Raw genomic sequence first — 26,568 nt, 5'->3', positions numbered from 1 at the left:
AAGGCCAAGGGCAAGGCGAAGTCGTGATCGCACGCGCAGCGGCGGCCGGGAGCCGCCGCTGCGCGGCCCTGCGCCCGCGGCGCGCGGCCGCGGGTGCGTTTACGGAAACGACTCGGGGTATTCGGGCTTCTGCTCGCGCGCGAGCAGCAGGCGCAGGCCTTCGGTCGGCGTGATTTCCTCGTGCAGCACGCGCTGCACGCTCTGCGCGATCGGCAGCTCGACGCCGTGGCGCTCGGCCAGGCGCATGACTTCGTCGGCGGTCTGCACGCTTTCGACGACCTGGCCGATTTCGGCGACGGCCTGGGCCAGCGGCGTGCCGCGGCCGAGCGCGAGGCCGAGACGGCGATTGCGCGACAGGTCGCCGGTGCAGGTCAGCACGAGATCGCCGAGGCCGGCCAGGCCCATCAGGGTTTCGGCGCGCGCGCCGAGCGCCACGCCGAGGCGCAGCATCTCGTTGAGCCCGCGCGTGATCAGTCCGGCACGCGCATTGAGGCCGAGCTGCATGCCGTCGGCGACGCCGGTCGCGACGGCCAGCACGTTCTTCATCGCGCCGCCGAGTTCGGCGCCGAGCATGTCGCTGCCGGTATAGGCGCGGAAAGTCGGACCGTGCAGCTGTTCGGCGACGGTCTGCGCGAATTCGGCGTCGTCGGAATGCACGGTCACGGCCGTTGGCAGGCCGTCGACGACTTCGCGCGCGAACGAGGGGCCGGTCACGACGGCGGCCGGCTGGCCCGGCAGGATTTCTTCGACGAGTTCGTGCAGGAAGCGGCCGGTGCCGGGCTCGAAGCCCTTGGTCGCCCAGGCCAGGCCGCGGAAGCGCGCGGGCAGGCGCGCGAGGGTTTCGATCAGCTCGCGGAAGGCATGGCTCGGCGTGACGACGAGGATCCAGTCGGCGTCGGCCACGCTCGCGGCGAGGTCGGCGCTGTAGTGCAGCTCGGCCGGCAGCGGGCTCTGCGGCAGATAGCGCGCGTTGCGGCCGGTTTCGGCCATCGCCCGCATCGCCGCGGCATCGCGTCCCCACAACGTCGTGTGGACGCCATGCCGAGCGAGCAGACTGGCCAGCGCGGTTCCCCAGGAGCCGGCACCCAGGACGGCGACCCGGGACTGCGCGGTCATGCGCTTAGGCGTTCAGTGCCGGCGCGTCGGCGCCGCCTTCGGCGCGGCGCGCCAGGGCTTCGGCATACAGCGCGTCGAAGTTGATCGGCTGCAGGAAGAACGGCGGGAAGCCGCCGCCCTGGACCATGTCGGAAATGGACTGGCGGGCATACGGGAACAGCACGTTCGGGCAGTAGCTGCCGAGCACCGCGTCGCGGTTGGCGTCGTCGAAGCCGGCGACGCCGAAGATTCCGGCCTGCTGCACTTCGCAGAGGTAGGCGGTCTTTTCGCCGAGCTTGCAGGTCACCGTCACGCTGAGCACGACCTCGAACACTTCCGGCGCCAGCGCATTGACTTGCTGGCCGAGCTGCAGCTGGATCTGCGGCTGACCTTGTTCCTGGAAGATATGCGGAGCCGACGGCGCCTCGAACGAGGAATCCTTGATGTAGAGCTTCTGCACGGACAGCTGCGGCTGGGCAGGCGCCTGGCCGTTGGCGGCGTTGTCGGTCATGGTTGTCTCCGGTGTCGATCTTGGGGAAAAGGAGCGGGAGTATCCCATAACTCGATGAAATCGAGTCAGCGCCGCCACGGCCTTGCCCGGAGCCTTACCGGACCGGCCGACTTGCCGCGGCCGCCGCGGCCTGCTATAAAGCGCGGCTCGCTTTGCGGCGCCCGGCAGACCCGGGCCAGGAAATCCGGCACGCGTTCCGGCTTTCCGCGCAGTCCAGCTGACGCAAGCGCCTTCCAGCTACGCGTGGCATGCACCGCATGCCGCTGGCCGATACCGCCCTGGCCAAGGGCGGCACAACCGACATTGATGAGGTACGTATGGCCCGCAAATGCCAAGTTACCGGCAAGGGTGCGCTGAGCGGCAACAACGTCTCGCACGCCAACAACAAGACCCGCCGCCGCTGGCTGCCCAACCTGCACGAGCGCCGCTTCTGGGTGCCGAGCGAGAACCGCTGGATCAAGCTGCGCCTTTCCAACCACGCCCTGCGTACCATCGACAAGAAAGGTATCGAGGTCGTCGTCGCCGAGCTCCGCGCTCGTGGCGAAAAGATCTGAGGAGACTGAACCATGGCATCCAAGCGTGACAAGATCCGCCTGATCTCCACCGCCGGCACCGGCCACTTCTATACCACCGACAAGAACAAGAAGAACACGCCGGACAAGATGGAGGTCAAGAAATACGACCCCGTCGTGCGCAAGCACGTGGCGTACAAAGAAGCCAAGATCAAGTAATCGCAACACTCCAGGCAATCGCAAGATCTTCGGAACCCGCCGCCCGGCGGGTTCTTTTTTGCCTGCGTTCCGGCGCCGGTCGCCGGGCCGCCGTCACGGTGCGGCCGGCGCGAGATCCTGCTGATACGGCGGCGAGAACCAGAACGGAATGCGGTACCCGGGCGTTTTCGCGCCGGAGCCTGCCGCCGGTGCGGGCTCGCCGTTCCACCGCACGCGCAGCTCGTGCCGGCCCGGCGCGAAGCCGGCCAGGCTCAGATAGCCCTGCAGTCCGCGCTGGCCGAGGTCGCGCCGTTCGGCCGGCAGGAAGTCGCCGAGGTCGACCGGCTTCGCGTCGATCTCGACTTGCCAGAGCCCGGCCAGACAGGCCCGGCGCTGCGCCTGTCCTTCGGCCGGACCGCAGCGGGCGCGCAGGCTCGCGTTGTCGCGATCGGGCAGATACGGCAGGAACAGGCGCAGATGGCCGTCGGCGATCATGTCGGCCGGAATCAGCGGCACGCGCGCGAGCGCGTCGTGCGTGCCGCGCAGGTTTTCGTAGTGCGCGCTGCGCAGTCCCTCGTCCGCATCGGCGTCGCCGAAATAGGCATAGCTGGAGACCAGCGCGAACTCGCGCGCGGCGGTCTCCTGTGCGCGGCCGAGCAGCGCGCTGCCGCCGACCAGCAGCAGGAACATCAGCGTGAAGATCCAGCGCGGCAGATTGCTTTCCAGCGACAGCTGCACCGGCAGCACCAGGCGCTGCGGAATCACCACGCTCTGCAGGCGCACGAGGAGCTCGACGAAACGGCGCCGCCAGTCCGGCGCCGGCTGCTGCAGCCGGCGCGACAGCCACGCGTTGTCGAGCAGGAGCTGCGGCAGCACGATGAAGACGAACAGCACGCCGAAAGCCATCGCGCCGACTTTCGCGCTGGGCTCCAGGGGCGCGCCGAACAGCGTGCTGACGCCGATGGCGAGCAGGGTCATCAGGGCCAGCAGCCCGCCTATCCAGAACACCGACAGCGCGACCAGGCTGACCAGCGCGAACACGATCGACGCGGCGCGGTCGGCCGCATCGATGGCCGAGTCCAGGTCCACGACGGTGCGCCGGTGATAGTCGCGCGTGATCGGCCCTATGCTGCGGATCGCGTCCCAGCGTATGCCGGCCGGAAACGCCGCCTTGAGCCCGATCAGGCCGACCCAGTAGGCGCGCACGGCCAGGTGCAGGAGAAAGGCGCCGGCCATGGTCATGCTCAGGCCGCTCGCGAGCTGGAACCCGAGCGACAGCAGCAGATGGCGCTGGCCTTCCGCATGCAGCTCCAGCCGCACCCATTGGTCGAACAGCCAGCCGGGCAGGGCCAGCAGCGCGAGCAGGCTGATGCCCGAGATGATGAGCTCCAGCTCGTCGGTGCGTTCGCGCAGGCTTTCGAAGGCGATGCGGCGTTCCTGCGCGCTGGCCGATTCGGTCGAGGCTGCAGGAGATGTGCGATTCACGGCCGTGCGCTCCGCGCGGAAACGCACGAGTGTAACGGCGCGGCGGCGATTGCGGCCGCCGCGGGAGATCGGCGCCGCGCGGCGGCGCCGATGCGGGTCGAACTCAGTCTTCTTCCTGCGTCTTGGCCTGACAGCCTACGAGGTCTTCGTCGTCGATGACCCAGGTGTTGTTGCTGGCGCAGATGCCGACGTCCTCGACGATGCACTCGTCGCCGTCTTCGTCGACGAGGCGCACGTCGTAGGCGCGGCAGGGAATGCCGGACAGGGTGAAGCTGTCGCCGGTGTTGATCGTGTGCTTGCCGAGCTGGTCGGCGCCCCATTCGCGTTCGTCGGTCGGCGAGAAGTACAGCTCATGGATGGCCCAGGCGGACTTGTTCTTGATGACGACCTTGGAATCGCTGGAATCGGCGCTGGCCGAGCCCGACGCGGCGAAGGCGGCAACGAGCGCCAGCAGCAAGCCGGAAAGTTTTTTCACGAGTTTTCCCCTAGTGCGCGACATGCGCGGCCGCATTGTGTAAGGGCCCGGGGGTTCTGCGCAATCCGTCACACAATCCGGTTTCGGGGCTCCGGCGCGCCCAGCAAAAAGGCGCCTCGCGGCGCCTTTTTGTGTTGCGATGCGGAACCCGCCGGACTCAGTGCGCGGCGACCAGCGAGTAGCCTTTCAGGCGCGCCGCGAATTCCTGCAGCACGCGGATGCCGCTGGCCTCGGCCTCGCGGCACCACTGCTTCAGGCCTTCGAGCATGGCCTCGCCGTTGCGGCTTTCCATGAGTTCGTGCAGGCGGCCGCGGTATTCCATGACGGTGGCCATGGTCGGGCGCTCCTTGACCCATTGGCCGAGGCGTTCGCGCGCGTCGTTGTCGAGCCAGCGGCCGCCGCTGGACAGCGCCTTGCGCAGACGGCGCGGCAGCGCCTTGAGGTTGTTGCCGGCCTGGGCCGCTTCCTCGCGCAGGGTCGGCACGATGACGCCGCCGAAGTAGTCGGTCATGACCTGGAACTTGTGCGCGATCAGCGCCTTGATCGTGTCGCTGTCGGGCAGATGCATGTTCGGGCGGACGTCCAGGGACGGCGCGACGCGCAGCACCTTGGCCAGGCCGATGGTCTCGAACGACTTGATCGCGATCCAGCCGATGTCGAGCTCCCACTTGCGCAGCGCGAACTTGGACGAGCTCGGGAACGCGTGATGATTGTTGTGCAACTCCTCGCCGCCGATGATCAGGCCCCAGGGGCTCAGGTTCGTCGCGGTGTCGTTGCTCTCGAAGTTGCGGTAGCCCCACCAGTGGCCGAGGCCGTTCACGACGCCGGCGGCCCAGAACGGGATCCAGATCATCTGGCAGGCCCAGATCACGACGCCCCAGAGGCCGAACAGCGCGAAGTTCAGGAACAGCATCAGGGTCGGGCCGACCTCGGGCATGGCCGAGTAGATGCGGCGCTCGAGCCAGTCGTTCGGCGTGCCGAGACCGTACTTGTCCATGGTCTCGCTCTGGCGGCGTGCCTGGCGGTACAGATCGACGCCGTCCCAGAGCACCTTCTTGATGCCGAAGATGACCGGGCTGTGCGGATCCTCGTCGGTCTCGCACTTGGCGTGATGCTTGCGATGGATCGCGACCCATTCCTTCGTGACCATGGCCGTGGAGAACCAGGCCCAGAAGCGGAAGAAGTGGTTCAGCACTGGATGGAAGTCCACGCCGCGGTGCGCCTGGCTGCGGTGCAGGTACAGGGTGACCGAGAAGATCGTGAGCTGCGTGACGAGGATGAAGTAGCCGACCAGCCAGGGCCAGCTGGCCTGGGTCAGACCCCCGGTCAGAAACTCGATGACGGCGTTAAACATAAGTTAAGGAACCAGCAGGAAGGGAAGGCAGAGCAACGACTATACGCGACGTCGTTTGTGGGGACTACGTGAAGCAAACCAAGTGCCACCCACGCAAACGTTCGTTTTTGCTCCGATTCTGAACCGCGCGCTTGTGGCTCGCGCGGCTCCTTGGCCACAATCCGGCTCCTGTGACCGACCCCGTCTCCGTTCCCACGCTTCGTACCGACCGCATCTCGCGCACGCTCGCGGGACGCCGCGTCGTGGACGCGCTGAGCCTGGACGTCGCGCGCGGCGAAGTGCTCGGCCTGCTCGGCGTCAACGGCGCCGGCAAGTCCACGACCCTGCGCATGATCGCCGGCGTGCTCGCGCCCGACTCGGGCGAAGTGCGGCTGGCCGGCGAAGATCTCTACGAAGCGCCGGAACTCGCGCGCCGCGGCATCGGCTATCTGCCCGAACGCGCGCCGCTGCATGCGGAACTCGACGTCACCGAATACCTGACCTTCTGCGCGCGGCTGCACGGCCTGCCGCGCCGCGACGCGGCAGCAGCGGTGACTCGCGAGATCGAACGCTGCGATCTTGGCGACGTGCGCCGGCAGCTCATCATTCAGCTGTCCAAGGGCTTCCAGCAGCGCGTCGGCATCGCCCAGGCGTCGCTGCACCAGCCCGCGCTGGTCGTGCTCGACGAACCGGCCTCGGGTCTGGACCCGGTGCAGTCGCTGCGCATGCGCGAGCTGATCCGCGCGCTGCGCGCCGATCATGCGGTGATCCTGTCCACGCATCTGCTGGCCGAAGCCGAAGCCTGCTGCGATCGCATCGCGATCCTGCATCGCGGCGTCAAGCGCCACGACGCGCCGGTCACGGCCGGCGAAACGGCGCGGCTGGAGCAACTGTTCCTGCGCATCGCGGCCGATCTCGACATGGCCGCCGCATGAGCGCCGCGCTCGTCATCGCGGCCCACGAATGGCGCCGGCTCCGCGTGCAGGCCTGGTCGTGGCTGCTGCTGGCCGGCGTGATCGGCCTGCTGGCCTGGATCTTCCTCGGCCGTCTCGACACGTTCCTGCGCCTGCAGGAAACCACCGGCAACGCGGCCGGCGCGGCCGCGACCGCCCAGGTCGCCGCGCCGGCGCTGGGCTGGCTCGCGATCGTGCTGATCGTGCTCGTGCCGCTGCTGGGTTCGCGCCTGATCGCCGGCGAGCGCCGCGCCCATTCGCTGAGTCTGCTGCTCGCCGCCGGCGTCGGTGACGGCGCCATCGCGATCGGCAAATGGCTGGGGCTGTACGTCTGGCTGCTGCTGCTGATCGCGCTGACCGCGCTGCTGCCGCTGAGCCTCTACGGGAGCACGGCACTCGATCTCGGCCGCCTCGCGGCCAACGGGCTCGCGCTGGTGCTGCATGCGTCCGCGCTCGCGGCCATCGCGCTGTATGCATCGAGCGTGACGACCCAGCCCGTGCTCGCCGCAGCGCTGGCGCTGCTGATCAACATCGTGTTCTGCGTGATCGACCTCGGCGCCCGCGCGGCCGGCGTCAACCACGGCCTGATCAACTGGCTCGCGCTGCCGACGCATTTCGGTCCGCTCAGCGAAGGCGTCGTCGCGAGCGTCGATCTGCTCTGGTTCGTCCTGGTCACCGCGGTCTTCCTCGCGCTGACCGCGCGCCAGCTCGCCAGTCTGCGGAGCGCCGACTGATGCGCGGCGGATTCGGACGACTGCTGCATGCGCTGCTCTGCCTCGCGCTGGCCGGGCTCGTCGGCTTCCTGAGCACGCGCTTCGGTTTCCGCTACGACTGGAGCGCCGCGCAGAGCGCTTCCCTGGCGCCGCAGAGCGTGCAGCTGCTGCAGCGCCTCGACGCGCCGGTCGAGGTGATTTCCTATGCCGGCGAAAGCGGCAACCTGCGCGCCGCGATCGCCGCATTCGTCGCCCGCTACCGCGTGCACAAGGCGGACATCGCGCTGCAGTTCGTCGATCCGGCCAGCGATCCGGCCGCGATGCGCGCGCTCGGCGTGCGCGTCGACGGCGAGATCGAGCTGCGCTATCGCGGCCGCAACGAACGGCTGCAGCGGCTCAACGAGCAGGAGTTCTCCAATGCATTGCTGCGCCTGTCGCGTACGCAGGAACACGTGGTCGCATTCCTGTCCGGCGACGGCGAACGCAAGCCCGACGGTGCGGCCGACGCGGATCTGGCCCAGTTCACCGCGCTGCTGCTGAACCAAGGCGTGCGCTGCGTGCCGCTGGTGCTCGGCAGCGGCGCGCGCATTCCCGACAATACCGACCTGCTCGTGATCGCCGATCCGCGCACGGCCGTGGCCGCGCCGGTCGCGGCGGAAATCGTCGACTGGGTCGAGCGCGGCGGCGCCGTGCTCTGGCTGGCCGAACCCGGCGAGAACACCGGCCTCGCGAGCCTCGCCGATACGCTGTCGGTGCGCGTGCTGCCGGGTACGCTCGTCGACGGCGCCGGCGCGAGTATCGGCCTGGGCGATCCGAGCTTCGTCGCACTGAGCCGCTATCCCGACCACCCGATCACGCGCGGCCTGGAAACGACGACCTTGTTCCCGCAGGCCGTCGCGCTGGCCCAGCTGACCCAGCCGCGCTGGCAGGTGCAGCCGCTGCTGCGCAGCGGCGCGCAGAGCTGGAACGAAACCGGCGCGATACCCAAGGCCGGCGAATCGGCGGCGACGATACGCTTCGATCCGGATACCGACGAAATGCGCGGCCCGCTGGATCTCGGCTTCGCGCTGTCGCGCCTGTCGCCGCGGCCGGACCGGCGCGAGCAGCGCGCCGTCGTCGTCGGCGACGGCGATTTCCTGTCCAACCGCTTCCTCGGCAATGGCGGCAATCGCGAGCTCGGCCAGCGCGTGTTCAACTGGCTGCTCGCCGACGATGCGTTGATCGAGATTCCCGACCGTGGCGCACCGGACCGACTGATCCAGCTGTCGCAGACGCGGCTCGCCCTGATAGGCCTGGGTCTGCTCGTCGTACTGCCGCTGATTCTGGGCGCGATCGGCATCGTCACGGCCTGGCGCCGCCGGCGCCGGCGCTGAGCATGCGCCGGCGCACGCGTCAGAACTTCGTGCTGGCGGCGGTCGTCGCGCTTGCCGCGCTCGCCGTCGGCCTCGTCATACGTCGCGAACAGGCCGGCCTCGGCGGGCCGCTCGCCGTCGTGGACACGGCGAGCGTGACCCACTTGCGCGTCAGTGCCGGCGACAAGCCGACGCGTGTGTTCGAGCGCCGCGACGGGCAGTGGTGGATGACGGAGCCGTACCGGATGCCGGCCCATGAGGACGCCGTCGCGCGCCTGCTCGCGATTGCGTCAGCGGCGCCGCGCCAGCGCTACGCGGCCGATCGCTTCGAGGCGGCACGCATAGGGCTTTCGCCGCCGCAGGCGCTGCTCGACGTCGATGCGCTACGCCTGGAATTCGGCATCACCGACGCGATCCGCGGCGACCGCTACGTGCGCACGGCTGGCGGCATCGCGCTGCTGCCGGACCGTTTCAGCGGCTGGCTGCTCGCGCCGGCCGAATCGGAAATCGACCATCGGCTGGCCGCGCCGCTGGCTGCACTCACCGGAGTGCGCGTCGACGGTCAGGCGCATCCGGAACTGGTCGCCGCCTGGAACCGCGTGACCACGAGCCAGGTCGTCGCGCCCGAGGCGCCGGCCGCCGGCGCGGTCGCCGTCGAGCTCGCCGACGCGCAGGGAAGCCGCATCGCGTTCCGCGTCTGGCGACGTGACGACGGCCGCTACGTCGCGTTGCGCGAGGCGCCGGCGCTGGCATATCCGCTCGAAGAACCCCAGATGCAGCAGCTGTTGCCGGCCGCGACCGGCGTTGCGCCGGCGACCCGCTGATGCCCGAATTGCCCGAAGTCGAAACCACGCGCCGCGGCCTCGCGCCGCACCTGATCGGCCGCCGCGTCGAACGCCTGGTCGTGCGCCAGGCGCAGCTGCGCTGGCCGATCGCCGAAGCCCTGCGCGAACGCCTGCCGGGCCAGCGCCTCGACGACATCGAGCGCCGCGCCAAATACCTGCTCGTGCACACGCAGGCCGGCAGCGCGCTGCTGCACCTGGGCATGTCCGGCTCGCTGCGCGTGCTGCCCGAGGCGACGCCGCCGGGTCTGCACGACCACGTCGACTGGCGCCTGGATTCGGGCCAGGTGCTGCGCTACACCGATCCGCGCCGCTTCGGCTGCCAGCTCTGGCAGGACCCCGGCGAAGTGCACGCGCTGCTGGCCGGCCTCGGCCCCGAGCCGCTGTCCAACGCGTTCGACGGCGACTATCTCTGGCAGGTCTCGCGCGGCCGCAAATGCGCGGTGAAGCTGCTGCTGATGGACCAGAAGATCGTCGTCGGCGTCGGCAACATCTATGCGGCCGAAGCACTGTTCGCCGCCGGCATCCATCCGGCGCGCGCAGCCGGCCAGGTGTCGCGGGCGCGCTATCGCGCGCTGGCCGAGGCGGTCAAACGCATCCTGGCCTATGCGATACGCCGCGGCGGCACGACCTTGCGCGACTTCATCAGCCCGGACGGCCTGCCCGGCTATTTCGAACAGGAGCTGTTCGTCTACGGCCGCGCCGGCGAGCCCTGCAAGACCTGCGCGACACCGGTCAAGGCCGTGACCCTGGGCCAGCGCAGCACCTTCTTCTGCCCGCGCTGCCAGCGCTGAGCCCGCGCGCCGCGCGGCGCCGATTTCATGCTTGCGCCCCGGCTTGCGTATTGCCCAGGCACCGGCCGCTCCTGGCCCTGTGTCGAGGTGTTCCATGTCGCTGCGTCTCCTGCTCATCCTGCTCGGCGGTCTGGCCGCCGCCACGGCGTTCGCCGACGCCACCGTGCCGACGGCCGACAAGCCCGGCAGCGCCGATCCGGCCGGCCTGGGCCGCTATGAAGGCGCGTTCATCGTCGAGCAGCAGGCCAAGGCCTATGACGAGGTGCAGCTGCCGCTGGCCGTGCTGACGCCGGATCCGGACGACGAAAAGCGCGACGGCATGAACAACCGCCTGATGCAGACCACTGCGTCGGCCTCGCTCGAAGGCAAGCTCACGCGTACGGTCTACGTGCTGCCCGAAGGCCGCAGCCCGCTGGAAGTGCTGCGCAACTACCAGCAGCTCGTGCAGGAGAAAGGCGGCCAGAGCCTGTACGAATGCAAGGCCGAGAATTGCGGCGGCGACGTGACCTCCGGCGTGACCCACGGCGGCGGCCAGCAGGGCCTGCTGAATTACCTGTTCCCGAAGAGCGCGATCAGCGCCGAGAGCTTCAGCAACGCCGCCTGCGCCGTCGACATGGACCTCGGCGACCTGCGCTACGGTGTCGCGAAGTTCGCCGCCGCCGGCGCGGAAACCCACGTCGCCGTGCTGGCCTATACGGCCCGCGACAGCATGTACTGCAAGGCGCTGAACGAGCGCACGGTCGCCGTCGTCGTCACCCTGGAAGCCAAGGCGCGCGAGCAGAAGATGGTCACGGTCAAGGCCTCGGAAATGGCCCAAGCCATCGCCAGCAGCGGCAAGGTCGCGCTGTACGGCATCTATTTCGATTTCGACAAGGTCGAACTCAAGCCCGAATCCAGACCGCAGCTCGACGAGATCGCCGCGCTGCTGAAGGCCGACGCCGCGCTCAAGCTCGTCGTCGCCGGACATACCGACAACCAGGGCGGTGCCGCCTACAATCTGGAATTGTCCAAAAAGCGCGCCGACGCCGTGGTCGCCGCGCTGACCGGAAGCTACGCCGTCGCAGCCGACCGCCTGCTCGCCCAGGGCATGGGCAGCGCTGCGCCGGTGGCGAGCAACGCCGACGAAGCCGGTCGCGCGAAGAACCGCCGCGTCGAACTGGTCAAGCAGTGAAGCTTGCGCCGGGCTGCCGCTACAGCGGCAGCTCGGCCTGCTTGAGTTCGATGCGGCCTTCGCCGCTCGTGATCTTCTTGAACTCGGCGCGGCTGACCGAGACATAGCGGTCGTTGCCGCCGATCTCGACCTGCGGTCCCTGCGTCACTGCGCGGCCGTGTTCGTCCACGCGCACGACCATCGTGGCTTTGCGGCCCGTGTGGCAGATCGTCTTGATCTCGGTGAAGGAGTCGGCCCAGGCCAGCAGGTACTGGCTGCCCTCGAACAGCTCGCCGCGGAAGTCCGTGCGCAGGCCGTAGGCGAGTACCGGAATGTTCAGCGCGTCGACGATCTCGGTCAGCTGCCAGACCTGCGCCTTGCTCAGGAACTGCGCCTCGTCGACGAGCACGCAGTTCAATGCGCCATTCGCGGCGACGTCGTCGCGCGTCATCGCGAGCAGGTCGTCGTCGCGCTCGAAGATGCGGCCGCTGGCCTTGAGCCCGATGCGCGAGGCGACCACGCCTTCGCCGAAGCGGTCGTCCAGCCGCGGCGTGTAGATCAGGGTGCGCATGCCGCGCTCGTGGTAGTTGTGGGCGCTTTGCAGCAGGGTCGTGGTCTTCCCGGCGTTCATGGCCGAGTAGTAGAAGTAGAGCTTGGCCATGGCCGTGTCGACGCGGGCGGGTGGGCATGATAGCGGCAGACGCGAGGCTTTGAGCGAACCGCCGCCGCGGGCAGAATAGGCGGCCTCGCGCCGCAGCCGCCGGCGCCGCCGAACCGCAGACGTACCGCCATGCTCAATCCCGCCCAACGCGCCGCCGTCGACTATTGCGACGGTCCGCTGCTCGTGCTCGCCGGCGCCGGCTCGGGCAAGACCAGCGTCATCACGCAGAAGATCGCGCACCTCGTGTCGCGGCGTAACCTGCCGCCGGCGAAGATCGCCGCGATCACGTTCACGAACAAGGCCGCGCGCGAAATGCGCGAGCGCGTCGGCAAGCTCGTGTCGGGCGCCGCGGCCGAGGCGCTGACTGTCTGCACCTTCCACGCAATGGGCCTGAAGTTCCTGCAGATCGAGCACGCCAAGCTCGGCCTCAAGCGCGGCTTTTCCATCCTCGACGCCGACGACGGCGAATCCATCATCAAGGACCTGCTGCCGAAGGGGCTGAAGTCCGACCAGCTCTGGGCGCTGCGCAACCTCGTGTCCACGGCCAAGAACAACGGCCTGGATCCGGCCCAGGCGGTCGCCGCCGCGCGCAGCCCGCGCGAGCTCGAGGCGGCGCAGCTCTACGAGGGCTACCAGAAGCGCCTCAACGCGTTCAACGCGGTCGACTTCGACGACCTGATCCGCCTGCCGCTGACCCTGCTCGAACAGGACGCCGAGACGCGCGAGGCCTGGCAGGAGCGCATCCGCTACCTGCTCGTCGACGAATACCAGGACACGAACTCGGCGCAGTACCGGCTGATCCGCAATCTCTGCGGGCCGCGCGGCGCGTTCACCGCGGTCGGCGACGACGACCAGTCCATCTACGCCTGGCGCGGCGCGAATCCGGAGAATCTCGACGATCTCGCGCGCGACTATCCGAACCTCAAGGTGGTCAAGCTCGAACAGAACTACCGCTGCGCCAAGCGCATCCTGCGCGCGGCGAACAAGCTGATCGCGAACAACCCGCACAAGCATCTCAAGCAGCTGTTCAGCGACCTGCCCGAAGGTCCGCCGATCCGCGTCATGGAGTGCAAGGACAGCGAGCACGAGGCCGAGCGCGTCGCCGCCGACCTGGCCCACCTGGCCGAGAAGAGCAAGTCCAGGTGGCAGGACTTCGCCGTGCTGTATCGCGGCAACCACCAGTCGCGCGCGCTCGAGAAAGCGCTGCGCCTCGCGCGCGTGCCGTACCACATCAGCGGCGGCACGGCCTTCCTCGACCGCGGCGAGGTCAAGGACGTGCTGGCCTATCTGCGCCTGATCACGAATCCCGACGACGATTCGGCCTTCCTGCGCATCGCCAACGTGCCGCGCCGCGACATCGGCGCGACGACCCTGGAAAAACTCGGCGAACTGGCCCAGCAGCGCCATGCGTCGCTGCTAGAAGCCGCGCGCAGCGACGCGGTGCTCAAGCAGCTCGCGCCGCGCTCGGCCTCGTCGCTGGCCGGCTTCGCCGAACTGATCGCCGGGCTGCGCGCGCGTTCGCGCGAGCTCGCCGCGGCCGAACTCGTCGACGAGCTCGTGCGCCGCACCCGCTACGCGGAACACCTGACGGCCGAGATCAAGGATCCGGCCGCGCGCCAGCGTCGTCTCGACAACCTGACAGAACTGGCCGACTGGTTCCGCGCGATGCAGAAGGGCGCGTCGAGCGCCGGCGACCTGGCCGCGCAGCTCGCGCTGCTGACCCACTCCGACCGCGACGATCCCGGCGACGCCGTGCGCCTGATGACCCTGCACGGCGCCAAGGGCCTGGAGTTCCGCTTCGTCTTCATCGTCGGCGTCGAGGACGGCCAGCTGCCGCACGAGGGCAGTCTCGAGGAAGGCCGTCTCGACGAGGAGCGCCGCCTGATGTACGTCGGGATCACACGCGCGAAGGAACGCCTGTGCTTGAGCTACGCGGCGCGTTCGCGGCGCTTCGGCGAGATCCTCAAGAACGAGCCCAGCCGCTTCCTCGCCGAGATTCCGGCCGAGGATCTGCACTGGGACGGCCGCGACGCCGAGCAGGACGCGCAGGCGCGCAAGGACGTGGCCGCGGCGCATCTCGCGCGGCTCGCGAGCCTGCTCGCCGACTGAGCCGGTGCCGCCCGCCGTGCCCGCGGCGGCCCGGCCTGACGCGCTACAGGACCGCCTTCGTGCCAACCCGCTAGAATCGCCGGCCTTGCGCCCACCGGAGCTTTCCGCGATGAAACGACTCGCCGTCCTGCTGCCGCTGCTGCTCGCCGCCTGTGCCGCCCAACCGCCGCGCGCCGCCGCGCCGGCCGAACCCGAGCCGCCGAAGACGCCGGCGCTGACCTACGCCGAGACCAATCTCAACGCGACGCTCTGGGCGCAGGGCACCGTCGAGCACGACATGAGCTATCGCGGCATCTACGCCCAGGCCACACGCCAGATCGCCGTCGCGCTCAAGCAGAAGGACTGGGATGCGCTGCCGAAGAACGAGCGCAAAAAGCCGGCCCGCGGCCTCAAGCCGGCCGTCATCGTCGACGTGGACGAGACGGTGCTGGACAACTCGCCGTATCAGGCGCGCCTGATACGCGACGGCAAGGAATTCGACGAATTCAGCTGGGACCAGTGGTGCCGCGAACAACGCGCGCTGCCCACGCCGGGCGCGCTGGAATTCGCCAAGGCGGCCGCGCTCAAGGGCGTGACCGTGTTCTACCTGACCAACCGCGCCCAGCACCTCAACGAGGCCACGCTGGCGAATCTGCGCAGCGCCGGTTTTCCGGTCGCCGACAAGGAGAACGTGTTCCTCGGCCTCGGCACCGTCGTCGAAGGCTGCGAAGCCAACGGCAGCGACAAGGGCTGCCGGCGCGAACTGATCGGCCGGCGCTACCGCGTGCTGGCGATGGTCGGCGACCAGCTCGGTGATTTCATCGACGTCGACAACAACACCGTCGCCGCGCGCGCCGAAGCGACCAGGCCCTACGAGGGCTGGTTCGGCGAACGCTGGTTCATGCTGCCGAATCCGACCTACGGCTCCTGGGACGGTGCCGTGCTCGGCAATCAGCGCAGCGCCGATGCGCCGACCAAGCACCAGATCCGCCGCGACGCGCTGCGCACCGACTGAGGCCGCCATGACCTACGCCGCCAAGAACATCGCCGCGCGCGACCGCCTGATCTTCGCGCTCGACGTGCCCACGCGCGCCGAGGCGCTGGAGTGGATCGAACGCCTCGGCGACGCCGTGAGCTTCTACAAGATCGGCATGGAGCTGCTGACCAGCGGCGAGTATTTCCAGGTGCTGGCCGATCTCGCCGCGCGCGGCAAGCGCATCTTCGTCGACCTGAAGTTCTTCGACGTACCGGCGACGGTCGCGTCGGCGGTCAAGGGGCTGACGCGCTATCCGGTGACTTTCTGCACCATCCACGGCAACGACGGCATGATGCGCGCGGCCGCCGCGGTCAAGGGAGAGATCAAGCTGCTCGCGGTGACGGCGCTGACGAGCCTGGACCAGCACGATCTCGACGATCTCGGCTTCCGGTGCGACGCCGAAGCGCTCGTGCTGTCGCGCGCGAAGGCCGCGCTCGCAGCCGGCTGCGACGGCGTGGTGTCCTCGGGCCTGGAAGTGCCGGCCCTGCGGCGCGAGGTCGACCATGCGTTGATCACCGTCTGCCCGGGCATACGCCCGGTCGGCAACAGCGACGACCAGAAGCGCACGCTGGATGTGGCCGAGGCCTTCGCGGCCGGCGCCGACTACATCGTCGTCGGCCGGCCCATCCGCCAGGCCGCCGATCCGCGCGCCGCCGCGCTCGCGATGCAGCAGACCATAGCCGACACGCTCGCGCGTCCGGCCGGCTGAGGTTCGCTCGGTATTGGATCGGCTCCGTCGCTCAAAAATCTCTTGATATTCAACCTAGTAAATCGCTAATCATCAGGTATTGCATTAAGTCGATTCAGTCAGTACGATCCACGCCGTACCTGAGCAGGCGCGGCAATAACTCCACATAGCCGACCGCGCTGAACAATGCGATTCCCCCTCCGGTTCTGCCGGATTCGCCCGGATCGTTCGCGAGAACATCCGGGTTTTTCTTTGCCTGCAGCGGGGAAACCGGCGCTAAACGTCCGAGTATGTTGCTGGAATGCATAAACGCACTCGGCTAGAGTGCGTTGCTGTTTCACTATCGAACCCTGGGGAAAAACATGTCCACGAAATTTGCTCGCATCGCGCTGGCCGCGGCTCTCGGTATCGCCCTGGTCGGCTGTGGCAAGAACGAGCCGCCGGCCGCTCCGACGCCGGCCGCCGCGGCCAAGGCCGCCGCCACGCCGGACGGCGCGATCATGGCCTCGATCGGCCATCTGAAGACCGGCAACATCGACGGCCTGATGCAGAGCGTGCTGCCGCCCGACGAATACGCCAAGGCCAAGGCCGACTACTCCAAGGACATGAACAAGGAGCCGGCCACCGAAGAGGACAAGGCCAAGTTCGCCGAGAACATGGCCAAGCTGACCGCTCCGGACGCCGAAGCCAAGCTCTGGACCGAGCTCGAGCCCAAGCTCAAGGAAATGGATGCGCAGATGGCGCAGCAGATGCCGATGATGGTCGCCATGGGCAAGGGCATCATCCAGAGCTCGATCCAGCAGAACCAGGAACTGACCGACGCGCAGAAGCTGCAGGCCACGCAGGCAGTCGACGCGCTCGGCAACTGGGTCACGACCGCCAAGTTCACCGATCCGGCGCTGGCGCAGAAGTCGATCAAGATCGTTTGCGACACCGCGCGCAAGATCAATCTCAAGACCCTCGACGAAGCGCGCGCGCTGAGCTACGAGCAGGCCATGAGCAAGTTCGGCGTGGCCTATCTCGGCCTCAAGGACGTACTCGCCGTGTACGGCTTCTCGATCGACCAGACGCTGGACTCGATCAAGGCCGAGACGATTTCTTCCGATGCCAACGGCGCGAAGGTCAAGATCAGCTACTCGCTGCTCAACACCCCGCTGATCGCCGAAAGCGACATGGTCAAGGTCGGCGACCGCTGGTACGGCAAGGAAATGATGGAAGGCCTCAAGAAGAAGGACGAGGCTCCGGCCGCCGAACCGGCTGCCGCCGCGCCGGCCGCCAGCGAAGGCTGATCGCGTTTTCCGGCACGATTTAACGCGCCTCTAACGCAACGAACGCCGCCCCCGGGCGGCGTTCGTTTTTGTGGCGGTTACAATCCGCGGCATGGACGACATCACTACTTCCGGGCACGAAGACGCCGCGCCGCGCGTGCCCTGGCGCCTGCGCCTGTTCGGCCGCCTGCTCGAATCCTGGATCCGCATCAAGCCCGACCCGGCCAACCCGCGCAGCCTGCTGCTGCCGGGAGTGCCGGTCTGCTACGTCACCGAACGCTACGGCCTGTCCGACGCGCTGATCCTCGAACAGGCCTGCCGCGAGGCCGGCCTGCCGTCGGCGCTGATTCCGCTGCAGAATGTCTCGACGCGGCGCAAGCGCAGCTATTTCGCGACCTCGATGCGCAACAGCCTGTTCTGGAATCCGGCCCGCCGCAGGCCGCCGACGCAGCCGCTGGCCGAACTGATCGCCCAGCTCGATCTGCTGCCGGATCAGGACATCCAGCTGGTGCCCGTGTCGATCTTCGTCGGCCGCGCGCCGAACCGGCAGTCGGGCTGGTTCAGCGTGCTGTTCTCGGAAAACTGGGTCGTGGTCGGCCGCTTCCGCCGCCTGCTCGGCCTGGTCCTCAACGGCCGCGACACGCACGTGCAGTTTTCCGCGCCGGTCTCGCTGCGCAGCGTGCTGGCCGAGGAACAGGGCCAGCCGCGCGAGCGCACCGTGCGCAAGATCTCGCGCGTGCTGCGCGCGCATTTCCGCCGTATCCGCGCCGCGGTCATCGGCCCCGACCTGTCGCACCGGCGCACCATCGTCGACGCGGTCGTCAACGCCGAACCGGTGCAGGAAGTCATCGCTGGGACGGCGCTCAAGGAATCGTTGACGCGCGAACAGGCGCTGCGCCGCGCGCACGAATACGCCGTGGAAATCGCCGCCGACTATTCGCATCCGGTCGTGCGCTCGCTGTCGTTCCTGCTGTCGAGCTTCTGGAACAAGCTTTACGCCGGCGTCACCATGCATCACTTCGACCGCGTGCGCGCGGTCGCGCCGGGCCACGAAATCATCTACGTGCCCTGCCACCGCAGCCATATCGACTACCTGCTCGTGAGCTGGCTGCTGTACACCAACGGCATCGTGCCGCCGCACATCGCCGCCGGCGTCAATCTGAACCTGCCGCTCGTGGGACCGCTGCTGCGCCGCGGCGGCGCGTTCTTCCTGCGCCGCAGCTTCAAGGCCAACGCGCTGTATTCGGCGGTATTCACTGAATACGTGAGCCAGCTGTTCGCGCGCGGCGTGTCGATGGAATACTTCATCGAAGGCGGCCGCTCGCGCACGGGCCGCCTGCTGCAGCCCAAGGGCGGCATGATCGCAATGACTCTGCGCGCGTTCCTGCGCGAATCGCGCCGGCCGGTCGTGTTCCAGCCGGTCTACATCGGCTACGAAAAGCTCATGGAGGGCAACAGCTACATCGGCGAGCTGTCGGGCCAGGCCAAGCAGAAGGAATCGCTGTTCGGCCTGATCCGCTCGGTGAAGAAGCTGCGCGAGCACTACGGCCGCGTCGCGGTCAACTTCGGCGAGCCGGTATTCCTCGAGGAGCTGCTGCAGCAGCAGGCGCCGGACTGGCGCGCCAGCGCCGGAGAGGAAAAGCCGGAGTGGTTCAACCGCAGCGTCGACGCGCTCGCCGAGCGCATCCAGGTCAGCATCAACTGCGCGGCCGACGTCAATCCGATCAACCTGCTCGCCGTCGCGCTGCTGGCCACGCCCAAGCACGCGATGGCCGAAGCCGACCTGATCGCGCAGCTCGATCTGTACAAGAGCCTGCTCGCCGAGCTGCCCTACGCGGAGCGCGTCACCTTGACGACGATGTCGCCGCAGGAAATCGTCGCCTACGGCGAGAAGATGCAGTGGATACGCCGCATCCGCCATCCGCTCGGCGACGTGCTGACCAGCGAAGGCAAGCAGGCGACCCTGTTGTCCTACTTCCGCAACAACGTGCTGCACCTGTTCGCCGCGTCGGCCTGGATCGCCTGCTGCTTCCTCAACAATCGGCGCATGGCGCGCGCCTCGCTGCTGCGCCTGTCGCGGCTGATCTATCCGTTCATTCAGTCCGAGCTGTTCCTGCCCTGGGACGAGGCCGGCTTCGTCGAGCGCATACAGGCGACGACCGAATTCTTCATCCGCCGCGGCGTGCTGTCGCCCGACGCCGAGGGCCGCGTGCTCAACCGCGGTGCCGGTCAGGGCGATGCGGCCTACCAGCTGCGCACCGTGGCTCACAGCCTGCTGCAGGCGTTCGAGCGCTACTACATTGCGATCGCCGTGCTCGTGAAGCACGGCCCGCACACGATCAGCGCGGCGGAGCTGGAAAACCTCTGCACCCTGACCGCGCAGCGCCTGACCCTGCTGCACGAGTTCAACGCGCCGGAGTTCTTCGACAAGTCGCTGTTCAAGGGCTTCATCCAGCAATTGCGCGAACGCAAGGTGGTCTGGACCGACGACGCCGGCAAGCTCGACTTCGACGCGGCGCTCGCGGTCGTGGCCAAGGACGCCAAGGTGATCCTGAGCCGCGAGATCCGCCACGGCATCCTCAAGCTCGCGCCGCAGCCGAAGCCCGCGGCGCCGGAGGCGCCTGCCGACAAGGCGGCCTGACGCCGGCGGTACTGGCAATGTGCGGCGAGCCGTCCGATCGGCTCGCCGCGGTCGTCCATCGGACGCGGAGCTCGGGTCAGCTGCGGCAAAGCCGTCGCATATGCCGGAAACGACATGAGGCGCCGGGTCGCCGGCATTTCTGTTCGGCCGTCCAGCCGTCTATGCTGCCATGCAGCACGGCGCATCGCGCCTTCGAATTCCGGAACCGCCATGTCGTCTCCCGTCTCGGCCCGGGCGCTGCTGCCGCTCGGTGTTTTCCTTTCGCTGTTTCTCGGCACCGGCATCTGGTTCACGATGCAGGGCCACGCGGATGCGTTCTATCAGCTGCGCGCGCCGGTCGCGATCCTGCCGGCGATCGCGCTGGCGCTCTGGCTCGGCCGGCGCGAGCGGCCGCTGGATACGTTCCTCGCCGGCATGGGCAACGGCGACGTCATGCTGATGTGCCTGATCTTCCTGCTCGCCGGCGCATTCGCGACGGTCAGCAAGGCCATCGGCGGCGTCGACGCGGTGGTCTGGCTGACGTTGAACGCGATCCCGGCCTGGCTGGCCCTGCCCGGACTGTTCGTCGTCGCCGGCTTCGTCGCGCTGGCGATGGGCACGTCCATGGGCACGATCGCTGCGGTCGCGCCGATCGCGCTGGGCGTCGCCGAGGCGGCCGGCATCGCGCCGGCGCTGGCTCTCGGTGCGGTGCTCAGCGGCGCGACGTTCGGCGACAACCTGTCGGTGATCTCCGATACGGCGATCGCCGCGTCGCGGCTGCAGGGTGCGAGCCTGCGCGATAAGTTCCGCGCGAATTTCTGGCTCGGGCTGCCGGCCGCGCTGGCCTGCCTCGTGCTGCTGGCGCTGCTCGGCCGCGGCGCGGCCGTGCCGGAAGTGCCGGCGGCCTCGCCGTGGCTCGCGGCGCCGTACCTGGTCGTGCTCGTGCTCGCGCTGATCGGCATCGACGTGCTCGTCGTGCTCGGCGTCGGCCTGCTGCTCGCCGGTCTGGCCGGGCTGCTGCTCAAGGGCGGCTATACGCCGGCGGCGTTCAGCAACGACGTCTACGCGGGCTTCGAAGGCATGTTCGAGATCACGTTGCTGTCGCTGCTGATCGGCGGACTCGCGGCGCTCGTGCGCGCTCAGGGCGGGCTGGCCTGGCTGGCCGCGCGCATCGCGGCGCTGGCCGGCGGCCATGCGGGACGGCGCAGCGGCGAGCTGTCGATCGCGGCGATCTCGATCGTGACCGACGTGTTCACCGCCAACAACACCGTCGCGCTGTTGATCGCCGGCAGCACGGCGCGCGGCATCGCCGAGAAGCACGGCGTCAGCCCGGCGCGCAGCGCGAGTCTGCTCGACGTGTTCGCCTGCGTGACGCAGAGCGTGCTGCCCTACGGCGCGCAGATCCTGCTGGCCGCATCGATCGCGAAGGCCTCGCCGCTGGAGCTCGTCGGCCAGGTGCATTACGGCTGGCTGCTCGCGCTGACCGCGCTGGCCTCGATCGCGTCCGGGCTGCCGCGCGCGGCGCTGCGGCAGCGGCTCGCGGCTCAGGCCGGCTGATCGGGGATCAGCTGGTTCTCGAGGTAGGCGATCATGTCCTTGAGACGCAGCTTGCGCTTCTTCAGGCGCTTGAGCTGAAGCTCGTCGCTGGCGCTGTCGGCGGACAGTCGCGCGATCGCGGCATCGAGGTCGCGATGCTCCAGACGCAGTTCGACGAGCTGACGCGTGATTTCGGCGGGATCCAGGCTGTGCATGGGCGCGCGGCGTGAAAGGTCCGTCGAGTGTAGCGGGCTTCGGCGGCGGCTCGTAGATCCGGCGGCGGCCGGGCCGCGGCGACCGGCGCTGCTACAATGCGCGTCCGATTCCGGCCGTCCGTCCATGAGCAGTTCCGCCGCACGCAAGCAGGAAATCAACGCCAACAAGCTGGCCAAACGGCTGCGCCGCCAGGTCGGCCAGGCCATCGCCGATTTCCGGATGATCGAGGCCGGCGACCGCGTCATGGTCTGCCTGTCCGGCGGCAAGGATTCCTACACCCTGCTGGATCTGCTGCGCCAGCTGCAGGCCAAGGCGCCGGTGCCGTTCGAGCTGCATGCGGTGCACCTGGACCAGAAGCAGCCGGGCTACGATCCGCGTACCTTGCCGGACTACCTCGAGTCGATCGGCATGCCGTACACGATCCTCGAGCAGGACACCTACAGCGTGGTCAAGCGCGTGGTACCCGAAGGCCGCACGATGTGCAGCCTATGCTCGCGCCTGCGCCGCGGCAATCTCTACGATCACGCGGCCGCCGAAGGTTTCACGAAGATCGCGCTGGGCCATCACCGCGACGACATCGTCGAGACCTTGTTCCTGAACCTGTTCCACCAGGCCAAGCTCAAGGCCATGCCGCCGAAGCTGCGTTCGGACGACGGCCGCAACATCCTGATCCGGCCGCTGGCCTACTGCCGCGAGGACGACATCGCCGACTACGCGCAGGCGCGCGCGTTTCCGATCATGCCGTGCAATCTCTGCGGTTCGCAGGAAAACCTGCAGCGCAAGGCGATCAAGGCGATGCTGGCCGACTGGGAGCGCAAGTTCCCGGGCCGCGTCGAAAACGTGTTCCGCGCGATCGGCGACGTGTCGCCGTCGCAACTGGCCGACCGCAACCTGTTCGATTTCACCGCGCTCGGCAGGCGCAGCGACCAGCCGCTCGGTGCCGGCGACTGGCTGCGCGGCGAACCGGCCGACTCAATATCTGAGACGACCGCGGGCTAGCCTCGCCGTCCGCCGCCGTCACCGTTCCTCTCTCAACCGGTGGGCCCGGGCCCACCTCACGGGGTTTCATGTTCTTCCGCAATCTGACCTTGTTCCGCTTCTCCGAAGCCATGGCCGAGTCCCTGGCCGATCTCGAAACCCAGCTCGAAGACAAGCGCCTGCGCCCGTGCGGGCCGCTGGAGCAGTCCACGCGCGGCTTCGTCTCGCCGCACGGGCGCAACGCCGAGGTGCTGGTGCACAAGATCGGGCCGTACACCCTCGTCGCCCTGGGCGGTGAGGACAAATTACTGCCGGGCTCGGTAGTCAATGAGGAATTGTCCGCGCGTTTGCAGAAGATCAACGAAGAACAAGGCAGGCGTGTCGGAGCCAAGGAGCGCAAGCGCATGAAGGAGGAGATCCTGACCGACTTCCTGCCGCGCGCGTTCGTCAAGCCTTACCGGCTGCTGGCCTATCTGGATCTCAAGAACGGCTGGCTGGTCGTGGACACCTCCAGCCGCAAGTCGGCCGAGGAAGCCCTGTCCCAGCTGCGCGAGGCCACGGGCACGTTCCCGGCCACGCCGATGGCGCCCGAGGAGTCGCCGCGCACCTTGATGACGGACTGGGTGGTTAGTGGCAAGCTACCGGCCGGACTGGTCCTGGCCGACGAGTGTGAGCTGCGCGACCCGGCCGAATCCGGCGCCGTCGTGCGCTGCCGCCGCCAGGACCTTGAAACCGACGAGGTGCGCGAGCACCTCAAGACCGGCAAGCAGGTGTACCAGCTCGGCCTGACGTTCGACGACCGCGTCGGCTTCGTGCTCGGCGAAGACCTCGTGATCCGCAAGCTGCGCTTCCTCGACCAGGTGCTGGACGAGCTGAAGGAGACCGACGCCGATTCGGCTGCCGCCGAGCTGGACTCGCGCATGGCGCTGATGACGCTGGAAGTCGAACGCCTGCTCGGCAAGCTCGACGAATGGTTTCGGCTGCCGCGCCCGACAGATCGCTGACATACGGCGCGCAGACAATGCAGGAACGGCGGCGGCGGCGCGGCGGCGTCGCCGGCAGGTGCAAGGGATTGTCGGTTTGAACCGCGTGCGCTGTCGCGCACGGCTGGGTCGAGGAACAGGCATGAGCCCGGACGACAACCATTACCTCGAACTGTCGACCCCGAACGGGGAGACGATCAAGGTGCTCAAGAAGGCCCACCCGCAGGCCCGCCGCCTGCGCCTGACCGTGACTTCCCACGGCGCGCGGCTGTCCTATCCGGAAGGCACCCATCCGGCCCAGGTCTTCGCATTCCTGCGCAAGCATGTGGACTGGCTCGAGCGCAAGCTCGACCAGCTCCAGCTCGACGGCGCCGGCCCGCCGCCGCTGCTGCCGGGAGCGCCGACCCTGATCCCGCTGCGCGGCGAGACCACCCAGATGCTCTGGCGCGAAGGACCGTATCCGAACATCGCCCACGAAGCCGACAAGCTCGTGCTGACTCTGCCGCAGATCCATGGCAAGCGCGCGCTGCCGGCCGCGCGCGCACTGCTGCGTTCGTTCCTCGACGCGCAGATCCGCCGCGACGTCTCGCGCCTGCTCGCGCGCTACACCTCGGACCTGCAGGCCTCGCCCGTCGCCGTACGCGTGCGTCCGCTCAAGAGTCTCTGGGGCAGCCTCGATACGCGCGACTGCATGACCCTGGACCTCGCGCTCGCGCTGGCGCCGCCGGCCGCGCTGAAATACGTGGTCGTGCACGAGCTCTGCCACCTGAAGATCCGCAATCACTCGCCGCGCTACTGGAATCTGGTCGCGAGCTTCTATCCGGACTGGAAGGAGCAGCGCGACTGGCTGCGCGAGAAGGGCCATGCGCTGAAGGCCGAGCTCGCGCGGCTGATCGGTCCCTGAGGCCGGTCACTGCCGTCGTTGCAGCAGCGGAAGTCACTCCACCGCGCGATCAGCGCGCCAGGCCCGCTCCGGCGGCTCGCGACACCAGCCGGAGACGGGTCGGGAAAAAAGACGGGATTACTCGACGGCGGCCGCAGTGATGTGGCTCGCCTCGCGTGGCCGATCGCAGAACGCGTGGATCGCTGCGGCGACCGGCGCGGCGTTCTCGAGATGCAGGTGATGGTTGCCGGGCAGGTGCTGCACGACGATGTCGCGCACGCAGGCCGCACGCGCCTGCATCATCGCGTCGGGCAGGTAGGAGGTCGCCGGCGTGGCGAGCAGCACCAGGGTCGGTGCGGCGATGCCGGTCAGGATGTTCCTGATCTGCGCTTCGGTATAGCGCAGCGGCGAGGCCAGGGTCAGGCGCGCATCGCTGGACCAGGACCAGCCGCCTGGTACGGCGGCGAGGCCGCGTTCCACCAGCGCCGTCGCGGCCGCTTCGCTGAGATCGTTGGCGAGCATGCGCGCACGCACGGCTTCGGCGGCCGCGCCGAACACACGCAGGGTTTTCGCGGCGAAGCCCGCGCGCTGACTCAGGCCGCGGCGCAGCTGCTCGAGCGCCGCTTCCGGCGCGGCCGTCAGCGGACCCAGCGATTCGATCAGCAGCAAGGTTTCGATGGCGTCGGGCTGCGCCGCGGCGAAGATGCTCGCCGTCGCGCCGCCGAGCGAGTGGCCGAGCAGGGAGTACCGCGTCCAGCCCAGCGCCGCCGCCGTGGCTTGCAGATCGGCGAGGTATTCGACGTAGTGATACCAGCCGCCCGGCGGCCGGTGCGCCGAACGGCCGTGTCCCGGCAGATCGATGGCGACGACATGGAAGCGCTCGGCCAGCAGTGGCGCGAGTGCACTGAACGAGGCCGCGTTGTCGAGCCAGCCGTGCACGGCCAGCAGCGGCGGCAGGGCCGGATCGCCCCAGCTCTGCGCGGCCAGCGTCAGTTGCGGCAGTTCGATCGCGAGTTCGCGCGGCGTCATGCGCCGCTACCTGCTGCGGCCGGCGCAACCCAGCCCTGCAGGTGACGCCGGACCAGTGCGGCGAGCGCCGCGACCTGATCGGCTCCGTCGTTGAGCGCCGGGATGTACTCGTACCGCTCCCCGCCCGCATGCAGGAAGCGCTCGCGGTTCTCGACCGCGATCTCTTCCAGGGTCTCCAGGCAGTCCACGGCGAAACCCGGGCACAGCACCTGCACCGAGCGCGCGCCGTCGCGTGCGAGCTGCTGCAGGGTTTCGTCGGTATACGGCCGCAGCCATTCCTCGCGGCCGACCCGGGACTGGAAGCTGACGACGAGCTGGCCGTCCTCCAGTCCCAGCCGCGCCGCGAGCCGCGCGGCCGTCGCACGACATTGCGCGGCATACGGATCGCCGGCCGCGACGCAGCGCTGCGGAATGCCGTGGAACGACAGCAGCAGGCGCTCGGCGCGGCCTTGTGCTGCCCAATGACGCTCGACGCTGCGCGCGAGCGCGTCGATGTGCGGGCCCTCGTCGTGGTAGTCGCCGACAGTGCGCAGCTCGGGCGGCCAGCGCAGGGTCTTGAGCGCATCGGCGAGCGCATCGAGTGCCGCGCCGGTCGAGGTCGCCGAATACTGCGGATACAACGGCAGCACGAGCACGCGGCGATAGCCGGCGTCGACGAGCCGGCGCAGCGCGGCCGGCAGCGCCGGTTCGCCGTAGGTCATAGCGAGCTCGACGCGGACCGGCACCGGATCCTGCTGCAGAGCTCGCTGCAACGCCGCTGCCAGCGCCTGGCTGTTCGTGAGCAGCGGCGAGCCGGCTTCGGTCCAGATGCTCGCGTACGCGCGCGCCGAACGCGCAGGTCGCAGGCGCAGGATCACGCCGTGCAGAACCGGCCACCAGAACCAGCGCGGCAGTTCGACCACGCGCGGGTCGGACAGGAACTGGCCGAGATAGCGGCGCACGGCCGAAGGGTTCGGCGCGGCCGGCGTCCCGAGATTGACGAGCAGGACGGCGATACCGCCGGTGCTGGGCGCGCCGGGCGGCGCGGCGTGGTATTGCCTGGTTCCGAACATGGCTTTCCGACTGGTGGCCTGGGCCGGCACGGCGGGTGCCGGGGCCTGGGTAGTGCGACCTTGTCGGGAGGCCGGAAGCTGTTAGACTGGCCCGGCCGTGTCAGCGCCCGACCCGGC

General features: G+C 68.8%; 27 protein-coding genes. 17 read left to right on the top strand and 10 right to left on the bottom strand.

Features of this window, described 5'->3' with window-relative positions:
• Positions 1-99 precede the first annotated feature (99 nt).
• Together NON22_RS00755 and secB are read right to left on the bottom strand one after the other, a co-directional pair.
• Positions 100-1,116, bottom strand: coding sequence for an NAD(P)H-dependent glycerol-3-phosphate dehydrogenase (locus tag NON22_RS00755; protein WP_257384976.1), 1,017 nt, complete (start codon positions 1,114-1,116; stop codon positions 100-102).
• Between the two features lie 4 nt (positions 1,117-1,120).
• A complete protein-coding gene (secB, locus tag NON22_RS00750; protein WP_257384975.1) occupies positions 1,121-1,606 on the bottom strand; it encodes a protein-export chaperone SecB in 486 nt (161 codons plus the stop codon).
• Positions 1,607-1,923: 317 nt separating this feature from the next.
• Here secB and rpmB point away from each other — a divergent pair, with 317 nt between their 5' ends.
• Both rpmB and rpmG read left to right on the top strand, forming a co-directional pair.
• Positions 1,924-2,160: a 50S ribosomal protein L28 gene (rpmB, locus tag NON22_RS00745; protein ID WP_255914953.1), complete on the top strand. Its 237-nt coding sequence runs from the start codon at positions 1,924-1,926 to the stop codon at positions 2,158-2,160.
• A 12-nt stretch (positions 2,161-2,172) separates the two neighbouring features.
• Complete coding sequence (gene rpmG, locus NON22_RS00740; protein ID WP_257384974.1) at positions 2,173-2,337, top strand: 50S ribosomal protein L33; 165 nt, start codon at positions 2,173-2,175, stop codon at positions 2,335-2,337.
• A gap of 93 nt (positions 2,338-2,430) precedes the next feature.
• Here the strand turns inward: rpmG and NON22_RS00735 are convergent, their stop codons facing one another.
• The 3 genes from NON22_RS00735 to NON22_RS00725 all read right to left on the bottom strand — a co-directional run bounded on the left by NON22_RS00735 (position 2,431) and on the right by NON22_RS00725 (position 5,630).
• A complete protein-coding gene (locus tag NON22_RS00735) occupies positions 2,431-3,801 on the bottom strand; it encodes a hypothetical protein (RefSeq protein WP_257384973.1) in 1,371 nt (456 codons plus the stop codon).
• 103 nt (positions 3,802-3,904) lie between these two features.
• Positions 3,905-4,276, bottom strand: coding sequence for a hypothetical protein (locus tag NON22_RS00730; protein ID WP_257384972.1), 372 nt, complete (start codon positions 4,274-4,276; stop codon positions 3,905-3,907).
• Between the two features lie 157 nt (positions 4,277-4,433).
• On the bottom strand, positions 4,434-5,630 hold the full coding sequence (locus NON22_RS00725; protein WP_257384971.1) for a DesA family fatty acid desaturase: 1,197 nt from the start codon (positions 5,628-5,630) through the stop codon (positions 4,434-4,436).
• A gap of 170 nt (positions 5,631-5,800) precedes the next feature.
• On the opposite strand from NON22_RS00725, the gene NON22_RS00720 reads away from it, so the two are divergent.
• The 6 genes from NON22_RS00720 (at position 5,801) to NON22_RS00695 (ending at position 11,434) form a co-directional block, all read left to right on the top strand.
• Entirely contained in the window at positions 5,801-6,544 is a 744-nt protein-coding gene (locus NON22_RS00720; protein WP_257384970.1) for an ABC transporter ATP-binding protein, read from the top strand.
• The gene (locus NON22_RS00715; RefSeq protein WP_257384969.1) at positions 6,541-7,296 is read left to right on the top strand and encodes an ABC transporter permease; all 756 of its coding nucleotides are present in this window, start codon (positions 6,541-6,543) and stop codon (positions 7,294-7,296) included. Before NON22_RS00720 ends, NON22_RS00715 begins: the two co-directional genes overlap by 4 nt.
• Positions 7,296-8,648 (top strand): GldG family protein, encoded by a 1,353-nt coding sequence (locus tag NON22_RS00710; RefSeq protein ID WP_257384968.1) that lies wholly within the window; start codon positions 7,296-7,298, stop codon positions 8,646-8,648. The genes NON22_RS00715 and NON22_RS00710 overlap by 1 nt, the downstream gene beginning before the upstream one ends.
• Positions 8,649-8,650: 2 nt before the next feature.
• Positions 8,651-9,451, top strand: coding sequence for a DUF4340 domain-containing protein (locus NON22_RS00705; protein ID WP_257384967.1), 801 nt, complete (start codon positions 8,651-8,653; stop codon positions 9,449-9,451).
• Complete coding sequence (gene mutM, locus NON22_RS00700) at positions 9,451-10,263, top strand: bifunctional DNA-formamidopyrimidine glycosylase/DNA-(apurinic or apyrimidinic site) lyase (RefSeq protein ID WP_257384966.1); 813 nt, start codon at positions 9,451-9,453, stop codon at positions 10,261-10,263. Before NON22_RS00705 ends, mutM begins: the two co-directional genes overlap by 1 nt.
• A gap of 94 nt (positions 10,264-10,357) precedes the next feature.
• Positions 10,358-11,434: an OmpA family protein gene (locus NON22_RS00695; protein ID WP_257384965.1), complete on the top strand. Its 1,077-nt coding sequence runs from the start codon at positions 10,358-10,360 to the stop codon at positions 11,432-11,434.
• A gap of 19 nt (positions 11,435-11,453) precedes the next feature.
• Here NON22_RS00695 and NON22_RS00690 read toward each other — a convergent pair whose 3' ends face one another.
• A complete protein-coding gene (locus tag NON22_RS00690) occupies positions 11,454-12,074 on the bottom strand; it encodes a thymidine kinase (protein WP_257384964.1) in 621 nt (206 codons plus the stop codon).
• Between the two features lie 129 nt (positions 12,075-12,203).
• Between NON22_RS00690 and NON22_RS00685 the strand changes: the two genes are divergently transcribed.
• The 3 genes from NON22_RS00685 (at position 12,204) to pyrF (ending at position 15,907) form a co-directional block, all read left to right on the top strand.
• Positions 12,204-14,183 (top strand): UvrD-helicase domain-containing protein, encoded by a 1,980-nt coding sequence (locus tag NON22_RS00685; protein ID WP_257384963.1) that lies wholly within the window; start codon positions 12,204-12,206, stop codon positions 14,181-14,183.
• 109 nt (positions 14,184-14,292) lie between these two features.
• Positions 14,293-15,177, top strand: a complete 885-nt coding sequence (locus tag NON22_RS00680) for a 5'-nucleotidase, lipoprotein e(P4) family (RefSeq protein ID WP_257384962.1) — start codon at positions 14,293-14,295, stop codon at positions 15,175-15,177.
• 7 nt (positions 15,178-15,184) lie between these two features.
• Positions 15,185-15,907, top strand: coding sequence for an orotidine-5'-phosphate decarboxylase (gene pyrF / locus NON22_RS00675; RefSeq protein ID WP_257384961.1), 723 nt, complete (start codon positions 15,185-15,187; stop codon positions 15,905-15,907).
• A 94-nt stretch (positions 15,908-16,001) separates the two neighbouring features.
• Here the strand turns inward: pyrF and NON22_RS00670 are convergent, their stop codons facing one another.
• A complete protein-coding gene (locus NON22_RS00670) occupies positions 16,002-16,193 on the bottom strand; it encodes a hypothetical protein (protein WP_257384960.1) in 192 nt (63 codons plus the stop codon).
• 55 nt (positions 16,194-16,248) lie between these two features.
• Between NON22_RS00670 and NON22_RS00665 the strand changes: the two genes are divergently transcribed.
• The 3 genes from NON22_RS00665 (at position 16,249) to NON22_RS00655 (ending at position 21,331) form a co-directional block, all read left to right on the top strand.
• Positions 16,249-17,175, top strand: coding sequence for a hypothetical protein (locus NON22_RS00665; protein WP_257384959.1), 927 nt, complete (start codon positions 16,249-16,251; stop codon positions 17,173-17,175).
• A 91-nt stretch (positions 17,176-17,266) separates the two neighbouring features.
• Entirely contained in the window at positions 17,267-19,795 is a 2,529-nt protein-coding gene (plsB, locus tag NON22_RS00660; RefSeq protein WP_257384958.1) for a glycerol-3-phosphate 1-O-acyltransferase PlsB, read from the top strand.
• A gap of 210 nt (positions 19,796-20,005) precedes the next feature.
• On the top strand, positions 20,006-21,331 hold the full coding sequence (locus NON22_RS00655; RefSeq protein WP_257384957.1) for a Na+/H+ antiporter NhaC family protein: 1,326 nt from the start codon (positions 20,006-20,008) through the stop codon (positions 21,329-21,331).
• Here the strand turns inward: NON22_RS00655 and NON22_RS00650 are convergent.
• Complete coding sequence (locus tag NON22_RS00650; protein WP_257384956.1) at positions 21,319-21,525, bottom strand: YdcH family protein; 207 nt, start codon at positions 21,523-21,525, stop codon at positions 21,319-21,321. The genes NON22_RS00655 and NON22_RS00650 overlap by 13 nt on opposite strands.
• Before the next feature lie 124 nt (positions 21,526-21,649).
• On the opposite strand from NON22_RS00650, the gene ttcA reads away from it, so the two are divergent.
• The 3 genes from ttcA (at position 21,650) to NON22_RS00635 (ending at position 24,391) form a co-directional block, all read left to right on the top strand.
• The gene (gene ttcA, locus NON22_RS00645; protein ID WP_257384955.1) at positions 21,650-22,525 is read left to right on the top strand and encodes a tRNA 2-thiocytidine(32) synthetase TtcA; all 876 of its coding nucleotides are present in this window, start codon (positions 21,650-21,652) and stop codon (positions 22,523-22,525) included.
• 68 nt (positions 22,526-22,593) lie between these two features.
• Positions 22,594-23,508 carry a recombination-associated protein RdgC gene (locus NON22_RS00640; RefSeq protein WP_257384954.1) on the top strand — a complete coding sequence of 305 codons (915 nt, stop codon included), beginning with the start codon at positions 22,594-22,596 and terminating at the stop codon, positions 23,506-23,508.
• Positions 23,509-23,629: 121 nt separating this feature from the next.
• Positions 23,630-24,391 carry a M48 family metallopeptidase gene (locus NON22_RS00635; protein WP_257384953.1) on the top strand — a complete coding sequence of 254 codons (762 nt, stop codon included), beginning with the start codon at positions 23,630-23,632 and terminating at the stop codon, positions 24,389-24,391.
• Positions 24,392-24,508: 117 nt separating this feature from the next.
• Here the strand turns inward: NON22_RS00635 and NON22_RS00630 are convergent, their stop codons facing one another.
• Both NON22_RS00630 and hemH read right to left on the bottom strand, forming a co-directional pair.
• On the bottom strand, positions 24,509-25,399 hold the full coding sequence (locus tag NON22_RS00630; protein ID WP_257384952.1) for an alpha/beta fold hydrolase: 891 nt from the start codon (positions 25,397-25,399) through the stop codon (positions 24,509-24,511).
• Positions 25,396-26,451, bottom strand: coding sequence for a ferrochelatase (gene hemH, locus NON22_RS00625; protein WP_257384951.1), 1,056 nt, complete (start codon positions 26,449-26,451; stop codon positions 25,396-25,398). The genes NON22_RS00630 and hemH overlap by 4 nt, the downstream gene beginning before the upstream one ends.
• Between the last annotated feature and the right edge of the window lie 117 nt (positions 26,452-26,568).

The organism is Tahibacter caeni, from assembly GCF_024609805.1.
GTDB lineage: Bacteria > Pseudomonadota > Gammaproteobacteria > Xanthomonadales > Rhodanobacteraceae > Tahibacter > Tahibacter caeni.
This window is presented reverse-complemented; position numbering and strand designations above follow the sequence as displayed.